This is a genomic window from Cytobacillus sp. FSL K6-0129 (assembly GCF_038007625.1).
Lineage (GTDB): Bacteria > Bacillota > Bacilli > Bacillales > Cytobacillaceae > Cytobacillus > Cytobacillus kochii.
In genome coordinates this window covers 4,010,911-4,025,093 of sequence record NZ_JBBOXM010000001.1, presented here as the reverse complement: position 1 = coordinate 4,025,093, position 14,183 = coordinate 4,010,911, and the positions used below count along the sequence as shown (strand labels likewise).

At 35.6% G+C, this 14,183-nt stretch carries 16 protein-coding genes; 6 read left to right on the top strand and 10 right to left on the bottom strand.

Features of this window, described 5'->3' with window-relative positions:
* Positions 1 to 65: 65 nt before the first annotated feature.
* Together MHI57_RS20470 and MHI57_RS20465 are read right to left on the bottom strand one after the other, a co-directional pair.
* The gene (locus tag MHI57_RS20470; RefSeq protein ID WP_340978100.1) at positions 66 to 545 is read right to left on the bottom strand and encodes a GNAT family N-acetyltransferase; all 480 of its coding nucleotides are present in this window, start codon (positions 543 to 545) and stop codon (positions 66 to 68) included.
* The gene (locus MHI57_RS20465; protein ID WP_307317251.1) at positions 538 to 963 is read right to left on the bottom strand and encodes a VOC family protein; all 426 of its coding nucleotides are present in this window, start codon (positions 961 to 963) and stop codon (positions 538 to 540) included. Before MHI57_RS20465 ends, MHI57_RS20470 begins: the two co-directional genes overlap by 8 nt.
* A 138-nt stretch (positions 964 to 1,101) precedes the next feature.
* Here MHI57_RS20465 and MHI57_RS20460 point away from each other — a divergent pair, with 138 nt between their 5' ends.
* Together MHI57_RS20460 and MHI57_RS20455 are read left to right on the top strand one after the other, a co-directional pair.
* A complete protein-coding gene (locus MHI57_RS20460; RefSeq protein WP_095370386.1) occupies positions 1,102 to 1,944 on the top strand; it encodes a hypothetical protein in 843 nt (280 codons plus the stop codon).
* A 300-nt stretch (positions 1,945 to 2,244) separates the two neighbouring features.
* Positions 2,245 to 3,564, top strand: a complete 1,320-nt coding sequence (locus MHI57_RS20455; RefSeq protein WP_340978099.1) for an alkaline phosphatase — start codon at positions 2,245 to 2,247, stop codon at positions 3,562 to 3,564.
* Between the two features lie 40 nt (positions 3,565 to 3,604).
* Here MHI57_RS20455 and MHI57_RS20450 read toward each other — a convergent pair whose 3' ends face one another.
* From MHI57_RS20450 to MHI57_RS20420, 7 genes are all read right to left on the bottom strand, one after another.
* Positions 3,605 to 3,985 (bottom strand): SLAP domain-containing protein, encoded by a 381-nt coding sequence (locus MHI57_RS20450; protein WP_340978098.1) that lies wholly within the window; start codon positions 3,983 to 3,985, stop codon positions 3,605 to 3,607.
* Between the two features lie 588 nt (positions 3,986 to 4,573).
* Positions 4,574 to 4,783 (bottom strand): hypothetical protein, encoded by a 210-nt coding sequence (locus tag MHI57_RS20445; RefSeq protein ID WP_095370390.1) that lies wholly within the window; start codon positions 4,781 to 4,783, stop codon positions 4,574 to 4,576.
* A gap of 209 nt (positions 4,784 to 4,992) precedes the next feature.
* Positions 4,993 to 5,853 carry a helix-turn-helix domain-containing protein gene (locus tag MHI57_RS20440; RefSeq protein WP_180317001.1) on the bottom strand — a complete coding sequence of 287 codons (861 nt, stop codon included), beginning with the start codon at positions 5,851 to 5,853 and terminating at the stop codon, positions 4,993 to 4,995.
* 354 nt (positions 5,854 to 6,207) lie between these two features.
* On the bottom strand, positions 6,208 to 7,485 hold the full coding sequence (locus tag MHI57_RS20435) for a histidine--tRNA ligase (RefSeq protein WP_340978097.1): 1,278 nt from the start codon (positions 7,483 to 7,485) through the stop codon (positions 6,208 to 6,210).
* A gap of 226 nt (positions 7,486 to 7,711) precedes the next feature.
* Positions 7,712 to 8,062 (bottom strand): hypothetical protein, encoded by a 351-nt coding sequence (locus tag MHI57_RS20430; RefSeq protein ID WP_340978096.1) that lies wholly within the window; start codon positions 8,060 to 8,062, stop codon positions 7,712 to 7,714.
* A gap of 24 nt (positions 8,063 to 8,086) precedes the next feature.
* Complete coding sequence (locus MHI57_RS20425) at positions 8,087 to 8,545, bottom strand: DUF3888 domain-containing protein (protein WP_157733777.1); 459 nt, start codon at positions 8,543 to 8,545, stop codon at positions 8,087 to 8,089.
* Between the two features lie 54 nt (positions 8,546 to 8,599).
* Complete coding sequence (locus MHI57_RS20420) at positions 8,600 to 9,016, bottom strand: NUDIX hydrolase (protein WP_095370395.1); 417 nt, start codon at positions 9,014 to 9,016, stop codon at positions 8,600 to 8,602.
* A gap of 411 nt (positions 9,017 to 9,427) precedes the next feature.
* Between MHI57_RS20420 and MHI57_RS20415 the strand changes: the two genes are divergently transcribed.
* The 4 genes from MHI57_RS20415 to MHI57_RS20400 all read left to right on the top strand — a co-directional run bounded on the left by MHI57_RS20415 (position 9,428) and on the right by MHI57_RS20400 (position 12,376).
* Complete coding sequence (locus MHI57_RS20415; RefSeq protein ID WP_095370396.1) at positions 9,428 to 9,985, top strand: copper resistance CopC family protein; 558 nt, start codon at positions 9,428 to 9,430, stop codon at positions 9,983 to 9,985.
* A gap of 3 nt (positions 9,986 to 9,988) precedes the next feature.
* Positions 9,989 to 11,089, top strand: a complete 1,101-nt coding sequence (locus MHI57_RS20410) for a copper resistance D family protein (protein WP_095370397.1) — start codon at positions 9,989 to 9,991, stop codon at positions 11,087 to 11,089.
* A gap of 383 nt (positions 11,090 to 11,472) precedes the next feature.
* A complete protein-coding gene (locus MHI57_RS20405; protein WP_095370398.1) occupies positions 11,473 to 11,757 on the top strand; it encodes an autorepressor SdpR family transcription factor in 285 nt (94 codons plus the stop codon).
* A complete protein-coding gene (locus tag MHI57_RS20400) occupies positions 11,738 to 12,376 on the top strand; it encodes an SdpI family protein (protein ID WP_340978095.1) in 639 nt (212 codons plus the stop codon). The genes MHI57_RS20405 and MHI57_RS20400 overlap by 20 nt, the downstream gene beginning before the upstream one ends.
* Before the next feature lie 48 nt (positions 12,377 to 12,424).
* Here MHI57_RS20400 and MHI57_RS20395 read toward each other — a convergent pair whose 3' ends face one another.
* Positions 12,425 to 14,074 (bottom strand): SLC13 family permease, encoded by a 1,650-nt coding sequence (locus tag MHI57_RS20395; RefSeq protein WP_307317273.1) that lies wholly within the window; start codon positions 14,072 to 14,074, stop codon positions 12,425 to 12,427.
* Positions 14,075 to 14,183 lie beyond the last annotated feature (109 nt).

The following is a 14,183-nucleotide window of genomic DNA, read 5'->3' as shown; positions in this document are numbered from 1 at the left end:
CCTTTCTTTGGTGAAATAACCAATGAGTTGGAGCAATCTGATAAAATATTGCTTAAAATAGGGTGCTATATAAGCAGTTTATATAATAACCATTCATCTCGGATAGGAATACCATTACTTGCCACAAATGGTATGGAAGGTTTTACAGTTCGCGCTTTCTCTACTGCGTTTGGATAAACTGCTTTTAATACATAGCCGCGTTTTTGATAAAAAGATAATGCATGTAGAATATCGTTGGTTGTGATGAGCTGAACCGCCTTTGCCCCCAATTCTCTTGCCTTTTCTTCAATAACACACATCAAACTTGAACCAATTCCCTGCCCTTCATATACACTGTCTAACGAAATGACTTCACATATATCTTCATTATGCCTAATGTAAGTCACTAGGCCAACAATCTCACCTTTAGCACTCTTATATACATAGCCATCCAGCTCATCACAATGATAGACGCCAGAGGAGAGAACCATCTCTGTCGTTCCCCAATGATTCGCGAAAAAATCACTCACTTTTTCTCTATTATCCTCGTCTATCATCTCAATCATAGATAACATCCGTTCTCCATTGTTTAAACGCTGGACTTAACTCACTCCAAACATCAAATTGATTGCCATTACAATCGTAGAAAATAAAGTTCTTGCCCGCATGACCACGATCTTCAATTGCTCCTACCAACACTTCTTCCTCTATAAAAAGGGTATGCAATCTTTCCAGCTCAGCTAACCCGTCCACTTCAAAAGTAACAGAAAAATGTTCTCTGCCTTCTATGTCAACAAATTGGGAACGCTCTCCACCTTCTGCTTTTACTAAAAAGATACTTTGATTCGCTAAATCTAGAATAGCTTTATGTTGATCCCTATAATTAACAGCTGCACCCAGATGTTTCTGATACCACTTTGCTGATTGTTCCACATCTATTACAGGTAGATAAGTCGTTCCTATTCTTACTAGACGTTCCTTCATTTCTTTATCAGCTCCTTATTGCTAAAATATTCGCCTTTGCTCTTAGATTTCCTTTTCACTTAATGAAAATGGAAGGATTCTAACAGTTGAGAAGCGAACACTTTATTAGCATTAAAACTAATAAGGAGGCAGCATCATTTGAGAATCGTTGATACAGTTGGAGATTTTGTGAGCCATTATCAACCAACATCCGAATACTTAGAACAGTACTATCATCAATTTCAAGCAGACTATGAAGTTTATTTCGCCCATCATTGTTTACATATTGAAACAAAAAAACGAGCAGCATTGAAGAAACACCCACCTAAGCTACCAGAACTTTTACCGATGAGAGACTTATTTCTTGAACACATACCAAATATACTTCAACGATATGAAGCGATGTTTAATGTGAAATATACTAAAACAGTCCGCTTGCTCGTCGGCTTATATGGGAGCAATGCCTTTGTGTATCAGCAATATCAACCTGATGTAGCCTTTTGTCTAGAAAAACTCCCCTATAACGAAACCTATATTAAAATTATTATTGCCCATGAGTTTGGACATGTCATGCATTATTTATATAATGACATCTATTCGCAAGACTGGCATCTTGTCAATTGGACTCATCCCTATACATGGCTCTTACAAGAAGGCATCGCAACGACCCTTTCCACGCTATTAGTAGAAGCACGATTAGACGAACATTTCGCCTTTGAAGAAGACAGAAAGTGGCTTGACTTCACTCAAAAAAATGAAAGTTTAATCGCGAAACAGTTTCTTTATGATATGAAGACCATTAACGATAGTCATACAATTTATAAAGAATGGTTCTCTATTAATGGAGGGAAAAACTTCAAGCAGACCCGCTTAGGCTATTACCTTGGCTATCAAATCGTTAACGCATTATTAACACAGTATGATATAAAAGAAACATTCACCATTTGGAAAGAAGATGAATTTGTTTCTATAATGGAACAACAGCTTAGAAATATGACCTGACAGACAATCGCGATTTGTAGTGGTCCCCCATCTACTAATCGCGATAATCATTCATGTGTGTAAAAGTCCTTTACACCCCCTTCACGCAACTTTTACATAAATTAGAACAAAAGTGCGATTGCCACAACAAATTCAGCAAGCATTCTTTCCTTTCAATCGTAAAAACCCTTCCAAATCACTCCTTTCCGCCACTAATTACCCATTTTTTCTTCTTTACTCTTTTTTCACCCTCTCTTTATCAACCGTTAAAAATTCGACCTTATAGTTATCTTGTACAAACCATTTTAGGGGGGAAGAAACATGTTGAAAAAGACTTGGAAAAAGAAACTATTGTCACTCGCACTTGTATCTACCATTGCTGTCGGGGGCATCTCTACCGTACTACCTGAGCAAGAAGTAGAAGCGAAAGGAAAGCCAAAGGGGAAAGATAAAGCACAAAATGTCATTTTCCTTATTCCTGACGGTTTTTCCGCGGCCTATGCAACAAACTATCGTTGGTATAAAGGTGAGAATACCGTTCTTGACTCGATGAACATCGCGATGCAACGTACATACTCAGCGAACTCCAATATTACAGATTCAGCAGCTGCCGGAACGGCGATGGCAACTGGCGTAAAGACCAATAATGGTATGATAAGCACCGATCCGACTGGTAAAGAACTAAAAACAATTTTGGAAGAAACAGAAAGGAAAGGGAAATCATCTGGGCTAGTTGCCACTTCAACGATTACCCATGCGACTCCAGCAGCTTTTGCTTCACATGTCGCTTCTCGTGCAGATGAAGCAGATATTGCCCCTCAATTACTCGACAATGATGTGGATGTCATCTTAGGTGGAGGACAAAAATACTTTACTAACGAATTAATTGATGAAGCGAAAGACGAGGGCTACCAATTAGTTACAAATAAAAGAGAATTGGATCGTGTGAAGAAAACGAATAAAGTGCTTGGTTTATTTGCCGAAGAAGGAATGGCACCGGAGCTTGATCGCGAAGACACACAACAGCCTAGTCTAGCAGACATGACAGAAACGGCTATCGATACATTGAAAAAGAATAAAAACGGCTTCTTCTTAATGGTGGAAGGAAGTCAAATTGACTGGGCAGGGCATGCGAATGATGCAGCATGGGCAATGAAAGACAGCGAAGCATTTGAAGAAGCTGTCATTGAAGCAATGGATTTCGCTAAGAAAGATGGCAATACGCTTGTTGTTGTTGCTGGAGATCATGATACAGGCGGAATGTCTGTTGGCGGTTACGGAAATGGTAGTGCAAATGTGGAAATGCTACGAGATGTGACGGCTACAGGTGACTATATGGCATCCAAACTTAATAAGAAACGGACAAACGCTAAGAAAGTGCTAAAAGAATATGCAGCGATTGATTTAACGAAAGCTGAAGTCAATGCAATCAAAAATGCTGATAATCCAGCTTCATCTATCAATCAAATCATTTCAGAAAGAGCATCTGTCGGTTGGACAAGTACCGGCCATACAGGAATTGATATCCCCGTTTATACTTATGGCCCAGGATCAGAACTGTTTACTGGCACAATGGAAAATACAGACCTACCAGTAAACATGGCAAAAGCGATGAAAATGAACTTTAAGCCTGGAAAATAAAAATGAAACAAGCCATCTCCAATCAGTTGGAGATGGCTTGTTAATCTACTAAAACTAACCTTCCTGCGCCTCTTTCTAGTACATCCCCTGCACCCGGAAATATAAACGTCCATGGCATTGACGTATTTGGCTCAACATGTATTTGATTCGTTGTAAAAATATGTTGAGCAAGTTGGGTTCCATCCTCAGCTAAATAAGACACAGCAGTATGCTCTAAAACAAAAGCTTCTTTCGTTGTATTTTGAATCAGTACCGATATCAATAAGTCCTCTCGATGATTTTTCGCTTGCCAAATAGAGGTAAAAACAATCATTCCCTTTTGTAGATGAGGAACAGATTGACTATAAATCCCCTCAATCTCTTTACGGTACTTTTCTGATAAGGTTGAGGCCCATTTTTCTTGAAAAACTAATGAATGCATTGCTTCATCCCTTTCCTATTAACTTAATATTAGACATTTAACTGATAGAAGTAAAATGAAATAAAATTACCTTAATTAAGAAGGACAAGCTTTAACGGACGGTTCGAATAGTAAGGACACTAAGAAGTATCATCATATTTTTACTAGGATTGGACAAAGACAACCCTATAACCCTTAAAAGTGCTCAGGCATGAACTCAATTAACCTATTAAAAGCAGCTCCCTGTTCAATATACTTTACTTAAAGGAGTCCTTATCTTGATTGTAGGTATCATTGATATAACCGGTTCTAAATAAGTACAGTGGAAAAAACTCTTAACAAGGGATACATATAGCGAAAACGCTTGGCTACAACTTGCCACAAACCAACTGGCTAGAACCTTATCCCCTTTTAAAAATCCTGATAAAAGCACGTGGACAACAAAGTTGAAAAGTATTGTCATTTACATAATTAAAGAGGAAATAGATTTAATCGCCAAAACAGTCATGATTACAGTCATAACGGCATGGGTAAAGAAAAAAAAGGGAACCACACAAGATTTGTGTGGTTCTACAATGAAGATAGATTCATTTGACTAGCTACCGAACATTAATTCACTTTTCTATGTTGCTGATTTAACTTCTGGATAATTGTCTGATAAAACTCCACTTTTTCCTTCTGCAACAAAAACATCTGATGATTAGGGTTCTCCTCTTGCATTGGTCGTAAATCATCAAACAATGTTTTATGAACATTTACAACATCCTTAAGAATATCAATAACGGCATCTAATTCCTTTTCATTCAATCTCTGTGACATAACGAGTCCATCTTTCTATATTTGAATTGAGTTTCTTAAAACTAAATATAAATAACAATTTCAAATTCAGGCTTTATTGATAAATAAAACAAATAGCTATTAATTACGACAAATAACCAAAATTAACCTTACTTGTTATTATTATTGTATTAATTTTATTTTAATATATAGTATTAAATGTTAAGATTTCAATGTCATATTTGAAAATACTATCTAGACAAGCAGTTATCTAAGTATTCTTCATGATTTGCAGCTATCTCAACAGATCCTAAATCATACATTATTTGAATTGCCTTTTTACAATTTTTAGTTCCCAGTTCTATTTTATTTGTCTTAATTTCATACAATCCTCTAATGAATAAGAGTTTTGTTTTCTCAAAAAATAAATCTGTATCTTTTAATAAATCTTCCAGTGTCTTAATAAAAAATAAAGAATCTGCATATCTTTTTCCTTCAACACAAAAAATCACAGCATTGAGTAAAATTCTAATAACCTCTTGTCTGTTGACTCTCAAATTCATATACATTTTAGTCTTTTTTAATATTTCCTTAGATAGAATAACCATTGAATCCATAGTCAATAAATTCATAGAGTTTCCAAACAGGACAATCTCAAAATATCCCCACGTATCAATAGATAATAAATATTCACTTATATAATCCCTATCTACTTGAGAGACATCCTTCGACGGGTCTAGTGTATGTATAATTGCGCTAATCATAATATAACTAAACTTATATGTAGGACTATTTGTCTCGATATATAAATCCATTTCTTTCTTTTTATACTTTTCTAAAAGAATAATATTGTTGCTCTCATATGCTGATTTGATATCATCTAATAAAACTTCTTGGTCGAGTAATTTATAGTCGTTGGCTATGAAACTAAACTCTTCTATTGTCACATTTATTTTGTTTAATAATGAATAAAAATTTGATAGGGAAATGTCTGATTCATCTCTTTCAAACTTAGATAAGAACGAAATGCTAATATTTCCTTGAGCTATATCTTTCAATGAGAGGTTTTTGGCAAGACGTATCGTTCTAAAAACATGTCCTAATTTATTCATATTAAGCCCTCCGATTTTCATATATGACAAAAAGCAGGCATTATTACATATTTTATTCTATCATTTATTAGGAAGAATATCATATATAGGAGGTGTAAATAATGACTAAATCCATTAAAAATTTGTTTCTAAGCGGTTTCGGAATCATAATAATCATTGGCACACAATCATTGTCTACTGTTTTATGATTATCTATAGTACACATTATGCTAATAGAGCCCTTTTATTAACAATCAAGGGCTCTATTATACTACATAATTTCAAATATTATCCTTCCTCACACCAAATGTATAAATATACATAATAATAATTACACTTCCTTCCATTAACTATTTGCAGCAAACTTTTCTATTTTCATTTAAAAAGAAAAACTACCTCTATCTCCTCCCCCGTTCCCATATCTTTCACGTTGTACTTATTGTTCTTCACTTCATTTTCGCCAATAATAATGACTTTTTTTATGTTTTCTTTATTTGCACGTTCAAGTGCTCTGCGAAGCTTCATTTTACTCATTTCTAGCAATACATTGTATCCTTTTTTCCTTAAGTCATTGGCAACTGTTAATGCCTCGATATTTTTACTAAGTGGTATCACATAATAATCAACTGGAGAGGGGCTTAAATCCTGAACATTTCTCGCTATGAATGCTGTAGAAATGACATCTAAACCAAAGGATATTCCCACTGTTGGCATGGTTTCATTTGTGCCAATAAGACCTCCAATCGCTTGATCGTATCTTCCTCCACTACCAATACTTGATGTAATTGTTTTATCCACAAGAAAGATTTCATAAATTGTGCCGGTGTAAATTTCTAACCCTCTCGCTAAAAAAGGATTAAAATTACATTGTCCCTCTATAGATAAGGCCTGCAAAAAACTTTCTAGTTCAGCGATTTCTTTGACCCCTTCTTGTACTTGAGTGGATTCATAAGATTCAAAAGAAGATAACGTTGAGTTTTCCTCATCTTCTAAAAACCTTTGAATACTACTTAATGTATTTCCTGAGAGATTGAGATGATTAAGTTCTTTCATCACGCCATCGGCACCAATCTTATTCAGCTTATCAATGACCAATATCACTTGATTGAGTTGGCCTTTATCGACTCCAAAGAGTGCCAACATTCCGCTTAGGTATTTCCTATTATTATATTGAATCTCCACCTGAAGACCAATTCTCTCAAACGCATCAAGGGCCATAAGCATTAATTCGGCTTCTGCCATCTGACTTTCAATGCCAGTTACATCTACATCACATTGGGTAAACTCTCTAAGTCTGCCCGTTTTAATAGGACCGTCCCGAAAAACCTTCCCAATTTCGTAACGTTTAAAAGGCATCCTCAATTGAGGGTTCATCGCTATCACTTTAGCAAATGGAATGGTTAAGTCATACCTCAGAGCCAGCTCTCTTTGTCCTCTGTCGGATAAATTGTACATTTCCTTAAGGATCTCATCTCCACCGCTATATTTGGAAGCCATTAATTTTGAATAATTCAGTATCGGTGTCTCTAGCGGTTCACATCCGTATTGAACGAATACCTCCTCCAATGTTCGAGTAATGTCTCTTCTCACCTTTGCAATTTCCGGTAAATAATCTTGCGTCCCTTTTACGTTTTGTTCTTGCATTTTCTTCATTCTACATTCTCCTTTTTTATATAATAAAAAAACCGCACTTGATATAAGTGTGAACTTAATCAAATACGGTTGAATGAAAAATAGCCTTCCTATTTACGATTTTCAAGATCGAAATAGCAAAGCTAGATTATATGATGATGCAATTGTGAAAATGAGCAATTATCTTTTATAGGCATCATTCTTCACCTCAATTTTTTTATTAATCTATCATATATTCCTTCATTTATCAAATTGAATTGACTGAATTATATTTTTTCTTATGAAGAGTCATCAAAATCAAACTTATTAAATATAATAACCAAGCTAAACCAGCTATAGCGAAGAATCCTGGGGTTAATGCAAAGTAAAGTGAACAGGGCAATGACAAAATAACAGCAATGAGCATGATGAACTGATTCGAGACCCTTATAAATATAATAATGAACAAAGCAGGGAGTGCCAACAAGAAGAAGGTTAATAAGGCTGTACCTATTCCTACAAAGTCAGAAGAATAAGGGTTAAAAAAAGTAAACATTCCCCAAATTATCATACTTATTAATCCCGCTATGAACCCGACCACTCTAGATATCTCTTTCAACCCAATCTCCTCTCTTCCATTGAACTAACTCCCCTTATACACAGCCTCTCTATGTTTATAATCTAATAACTCAACTTCCGTAGATGCTAAACTCTTATTGTTTTTCTGTGTGTTTAAGGATTGAGGCGAAATGCCAAAAGTAATTGTATCAATACCCAATTGACTAGACTTATTATTATCATATGGCAATACCGTTAAACTAATCAGAAAAGAATGTCCTAGTTCATTACCTTTCTTCCATTGCTTCATTTCAACAACGTTATAGTCTTTTGCTTGCCAGTCAAATTGGATTACAGTATCCTTTTTATAATAATCATTTACTGCATTCCTTACCTCATCATTCAATATAGCTAATACAAACTGGTCTACCACTTGTTCCTTATCTTTGGCATCATGTTGTTTATACTCTTCAGCATGTACCTCCTCCAGACTTACATGGCAAGCGAGTAAATATATAAGCAGAAAAATGGCGAATTTCCTCATGAAAAACATCTCCTTTTTAACATTTTTTGCTAATGGAGACCGTTTTATACGAAACTAATTTCCCTCAAAATAATAAAGTGCAGATTGTTTTAATAAATATCGAATACCCTTTTGATGATAAGGCATCCAAGATTCCGCTTCTGCGATACTCATCCATCTCACCTCTTCTATCGTCTCCCTATCATTTATTTCAATCTCTCCACCAATGACTTTCGCCTTAAAAGTAAAGAAAATCGCATGAAAATTTTCCTGTTCCATAAAAGCTTCATTAATTGAGACAATATTACCAAGTTCAATATCCAAACCTGTTTCTTCCTTCGTTTCTCTAATTGCTGCCTCTAACAATGTTTCTCCTTTCTCTACCCCTCCACCAGGTGGGGACCAATTATTATGTTTAATATTCTTTACCATCAAGATATTTTCTTCGTTTTCATCGACAATCAGTGAATAAGCTACATCTACTCGATTCATTAACCTTTCTCCTTTTGTGAATATTTTCATCATTTAGATTTTAACGACAAAAAATGATAAGAACAATATTTTAATTGGCAAGAAATATATATGAGGGATTTATGGAAAGATAAAAAGAATTCGAGTACAACCTAAGGTAATTAGTTACAGGATATTTACATACAAATTCCATATTTTCTACACATTAATGTCATGAATCTAACATTTTTTCTACATTGGTGTTCTCATTTTTAATTGATTGTGTTTAATTGTTAAGTAAAGGGGCCGCCTATCGATACTTAAGAGATTGTTTTGTCATAGCAGTATTTTAGAAATTCACAAAAACGACACCAATCGTACACAGGTAAAAGGTTGTATCTCCTTTCCCAATTTAGTACGCTAATTACGAAAAAAAGTTTTGGAGGTCATGATATGAAAAAATTATCTATGCTACTGTTCGTAGTGACATGTTTATTAATTAGCACAAATACCGCTTTTGCACATACTCATTTAAATGGTTCAAACCCTGAAGATGGTGCGACTGTTACGGAATCAATTGATACGATTCAATTATATTTTGACACTGTTATAGAAGATAACGCTTCTTTGCAAATTGAAAATAGTGAAGGCGAAGTAGTCGAGGCGAGTGACATCACTGTTAAGGAAGATGAGTTAATTGCTACTTTTTCTGAACCAATCGCTAACGGTAATTATACGGTAAGCTGGGAAATCATCGGAGTAGATGGTCATATTATGCAAGAATCTTACGGCTTTGAAGTCAATGTTCCTGAAGAAGAGGTAGAAGAAGATACAGCAGAAATTGCTCCAACTACAGAAAATGAGGAGCCAACTGTAGAAGAAGACGAGACAACACCATCCAACGAAACAGCGGATGAAACGGAATCAAACTCAAACGGGTTATTGATTGGTATCATCCTTGTTGCCATTGTTGCGATTATTGCGATCATCTTATTAAAAAGGAAAAAATAAACGATGTTTTTTATAACCATTTTGAGTGAGGCACTTCTCTATTTATGTTTTGCTCTCCTTGCAGGCACCTTTATTTTACGATGGGTGCCTGCAAATTCTAAGCCACCTGTAAATGTATCCATCTCAATACAATTAGTGGCGACAATGGGGATTGCCGTATTATCTTTCATTCCCTTAATACAATTAGTTACCCATCTCACCAAACTTGATGGGCTGGGTTCTGCCTTTGAAAATATATTACTCAGTTTCCGCGTAGGGAATGCTTGGCTTTTCACATTCATCATTTGTATCGTTCTGGCATTTTACATTACCCTTTTTGGTGAGGATAAAAGAAAGATTTCCATTATTGGAGAAATGATTCTTCTCTTCCTTCTTACCATCGGTGTAGCCTGGTCAAGCCATGCTGGCAGTATACAAGGAGTTTATGGGATTGGAATTCATGCCCTTCATCTAATTGCCGTTTCTACTTGGGCAGGGGTATTACTCGTCGTATCCTGGTTTTCACGGCAAACAACTAGTTGGTTGCCTTTTCTAAAATGGTTCCATCTAACAGCCATTATCTGCTTTTTACTAATTGTTTTAAGTGGTATTCTTCTAACGAATGTGACGACTGCTGAAACAGATTATAAAGATGCCTTATTGGTTTCATATGGTCAAGGCCTATTGCTAAAACTACTTTTTGTTATGCCTTTAACTGTATTCGCTTTGATCAATGGGTTTTGGATGAAACACCGCCTAAAAAGAGAGTCTTCATTCAACCCGAAGCCATGGGTTCGTGCAGAATTTCTTATCATAACCATTATCTTTATCCTTACAGGTATTTTTAATGAGCAGTCTCCCCCAATGAACATTGACAATCTAATTGCTCATAGTGGCTATGCACCGATATTAAATCTGTTCTATCAAGGAACACTTGAAGGAATTTCAGTTTCATTTATTTTCACTGAAGTGGGCATCATATTCGGCATTCTTGCCCTTAGCTGCCTTGGTGGAAGCTTAGTCCTCTTTAAAATGAAACAACATGTTGCACTTTCCTTTTTAGCTTCTGTTTTATTTGTATTAATGGCTTACTTCGCAATGATACAAAGCATCGCAGTTAATTAACATTGCAACTATCTGTAACACGAAAAAATGTTGGTTTAACATTAACATTTTTTCGTGTTATTTTTTTTCGCTTCTTTCAATTTCATATGATTAAAGCAATGTTTGACCTCATTTTTTAGCCTATTACTTCTTCTTATTCAGGTCATTCTCCTTAATACACTTCCCTTTGAATGATACATGGCCCCCTTTTTACAATCACTTATATAACGATTATGATTCATTCCAAAACGATCTATACATTCATAATGGGGGATGAATATTCCTAAACCTAGAGCCCCTCGCAAACCTATTTAGAAATTTTTCGAAACAGATAGTGATTTTTTACATATCATGTTATATAATCTATTTAGAGATATTTCTAAATAGATTAAAGAGGTGTTATCGTGGGGTTTCCAGATACATTTAAGGCTCTTTCAGACCCTGTGCGTAGAGAGATTCTTGTCTTGCTGAAAGATAAAAAGCTATCTGCCGGTGAGATTGGGAAGCATTTTGAAATGACAGGAGCAACCATTTCTTATCACTTATCACAGCTAAAAAAGGCAGATCTTATACTTGAAAGCAAGTATAAGAACTTCATTTATTACGAATTAAATATTTCTGTATTTGAAGAAATTATGCTGTGGTTTACACAATTTGGAGGGAAAGAAAATGACAAGAAAAACGAATAGGACACTTGTGATTACGACGTTACTTTGTTTACTTCCTATTATTCCTGGCTTGATTGTATATCCTGATTTACCTGATCAAATCGCCATCCACTGGAATACAGCAGGTGAAGCTGATAATTTCACCTCGAAAGCCATTGCTGTGTGGGGATTGCCCCTATTAATGGCCGCCATTCACTTATTTACTATTTTTATGATAAATAATGACCCAAAGAAAGAAAATACCGCTAAAGCACTCAAACAATTAATTATATGGTTAATTCCAATTATGACGCTTATCATCGTACCCATCACCTTATTCAAAGCACTCGGCTATGACATCCGTATTGAATCTATTGCCCCTATTCTGGTAGGACTCATTTTCATCATTTGTGGAAATTATATGCCTAAAAGTAAGCAAAATTTCACGGTAGGAATCAAGCTACCTTGGACACTTACAAGTGAGGAAAATTGGAATAAAACCCATCGATTAGCCGGTTATTTGTGGATTATTGGTGGGCTTGGTATGATACTCACTGGATTTATCAACTTTGCTCAGATTCTGATCATGATTATTTTAGTTGTGATTATTGTCATCATACCAACTGTTTATTCTTTTGTGCTCTATAAAAAAGGGATATAAGTATAACAAAAGCCTTCTCCTATATAAGGAGTAAGGCTTTGTTTTATTTTATTTCAAAGCTGATGGATATTCGAACAAGTTCAGATCAAATACCATTGGATATAGGAAGTATACAAATAAAATAATCAGTACAGTGGCTAAAATGGTAACTAGTGTTCCTCTTCTTAACATATCAACAATCGTTACTTTCCCTGTACCAAATATAATTGCTTGAGATGGTGTACCAATCGGTAGCATAAAAGCAAAACCAGCACCTAAAGCAACAGCTGTCATTAATGGTAACGGATGTGCATCAATTGCTAACGCAAGCGTAGCCGCAATAGGTACAAATATAGTTGTCACAGCAGTATTAGGTGCAATCTGAGTAATACCAATTGCTAATAAGGTCGATATAGCCAGAATGACAATATATGGCGTTCCTTCTAACAATAATAGCTGACTACCAACCCATGATGATAGATCCGTTTGACTGAATCCAGCCGCAATGGCTAAACCTCCTCCGACCAAAAGCAAGACATCCCAAGGCATTTTCTTAAGAGAATCCTGACCGAGTAATCTTCCTCCGTGCTTTTTAGATGCTGGGATTAAATAAAGTAATAAGGCACCGGTAATCGCAATCATTGTGTCACTTATGCCCGGAATGATATCCGTCCAGAGGAAAGATCTTGTTAACCACATAAAAGCCGTTAACGTGAATACTAACCCTACTGCCTTTTCCTCAAAACTCATTTTTCCGAGATTTTCCTTCTCATCTATTACGAATTGTTTTCCTGATTGCAGGCTTTTAACATTCATGGGGTAGGCGATTTTAGTTAAATAAAAAGCTGTTGCAATACCTAGAATGAGGATCATTGGAAAAGCAAACAAAAACCATTTAGCAAATGATATTTCTATACCGAACATTTCAGTTACTAATCCTGCCAATATCAGATTCGGTGGCGTTCCAATCAGTGTCGCGCTTCCTCCGATAATTCCACCAAAGCCAATAGAGAAAATGATAGATTGAGTGAACTTCTTTTCTTCTGCAAAAGTATACTGTCCCTCTTTTTTCATTAATTCTCCTACTTTGAAAGCAATCGCTGTTCCTATCGGTAACATCATCATTACAGTCGCCACATTAGAAATCCACATAGAAAGAAAACCTGTTGCGAACATAAATCCATATACTAAACCTGACGTACTTGTTCCTACAAGACTAATGATTGACAACGCGATCCTTTCATGAAGATTCCATTTCTCAATCGCAAGCGCAATCGCAAACCCGCCAAGAAAGAGGAAAATATTAGGATCGCCATAACTACTTGCTGCTTCACTACCAGATATTGCTCCTAATAAAGGTAATAATACAATCGGTAACAAGGAGGTTAATCCTAAAGGCATGACCTCCAAAATCCACCACGTTGACACCCAGGCTGTAATAGCCAGGACTGCTTTTCCTTCATCACTCAATCCATTTAATGGAAGTATCAACCAGATCATGAAGAATAGAACAGGACCTAATAGTAATCCGATAACCTGACTAGTTTTATACGAACCTGGATTGTTTTTACGATTATTCTTTTCCTCTTTAGCGCTTGATGAGGTTGATGTCACACTTGTCTCTTTCACTTCACGTAAACTAGCAAATGTTAATAAATCCTTCGAACGCTTATGCGATTGCCAAAGCGTTTGATTCACTTGTTTAAATAGATTACTCATTTTATCTAACTCCTTTTTTAAAAACGCTTTCATTATGGGTAAAAAAAATGGCCCTCCAAAAAGCAACACAGTTAATAAGTGCTCTTTTTAAAAGGCCGAATAGTTTATC

Bases quoted from the DNA above. Each gene is read 5' to 3' on its own strand.
- MHI57_RS20470 (WP_340978100.1), bottom strand. From the start codon at position 545: ATGATTGAGATGATAGACGAGGATAATAGAGAAAAAGTGAGTGATTTT.
- MHI57_RS20465 (WP_307317251.1), bottom strand. From the start codon at position 963: ATGAAGGAACGTCTAGTAAGAATAGGAACGACTTATCTACCTGTAATA.
- MHI57_RS20455 (WP_340978099.1), top strand. From the start codon at position 2,245: ATGTTGAAAAAGACTTGGAAAAAGAAACTATTGTCACTCGCACTTGTA.
- MHI57_RS20450 (WP_340978098.1), bottom strand. From the start codon at position 3,985: ATGCATTCATTAGTTTTTCAAGAAAAATGGGCCTCAACCTTATCAGAA.
- MHI57_RS20445 (WP_095370390.1), bottom strand. From the start codon at position 4,783: ATGTCACAGAGATTGAATGAAAAGGAATTAGATGCCGTTATTGATATT.
- MHI57_RS20440 (WP_180317001.1), bottom strand. From the start codon at position 5,853: ATGAATAAATTAGGACATGTTTTTAGAACGATACGTCTTGCCAAAAAC.
- MHI57_RS20435 (WP_340978097.1), bottom strand. From the start codon at position 7,485: ATGAAGAAAATGCAAGAACAAAACGTAAAAGGGACGCAAGATTATTTA.
- MHI57_RS20425 (WP_157733777.1), bottom strand. From the start codon at position 8,545: ATGAGGAAATTCGCCATTTTTCTGCTTATATATTTACTCGCTTGCCAT.
- MHI57_RS20420 (WP_095370395.1), bottom strand. From the start codon at position 9,016: ATGAATCGAGTAGATGTAGCTTATTCACTGATTGTCGATGAAAACGAA.
- MHI57_RS20415 (WP_095370396.1), top strand. From the start codon at position 9,428: ATGAAAAAATTATCTATGCTACTGTTCGTAGTGACATGTTTATTAATT.
- MHI57_RS20410 (WP_095370397.1), top strand. From the start codon at position 9,989: ATGTTTTTTATAACCATTTTGAGTGAGGCACTTCTCTATTTATGTTTT.
- MHI57_RS20400 (WP_340978095.1), top strand. From the start codon at position 11,738: ATGACAAGAAAAACGAATAGGACACTTGTGATTACGACGTTACTTTGT.
- MHI57_RS20395 (WP_307317273.1), bottom strand. From the start codon at position 14,074: ATGAGTAATCTATTTAAACAAGTGAATCAAACGCTTTGGCAATCGCAT.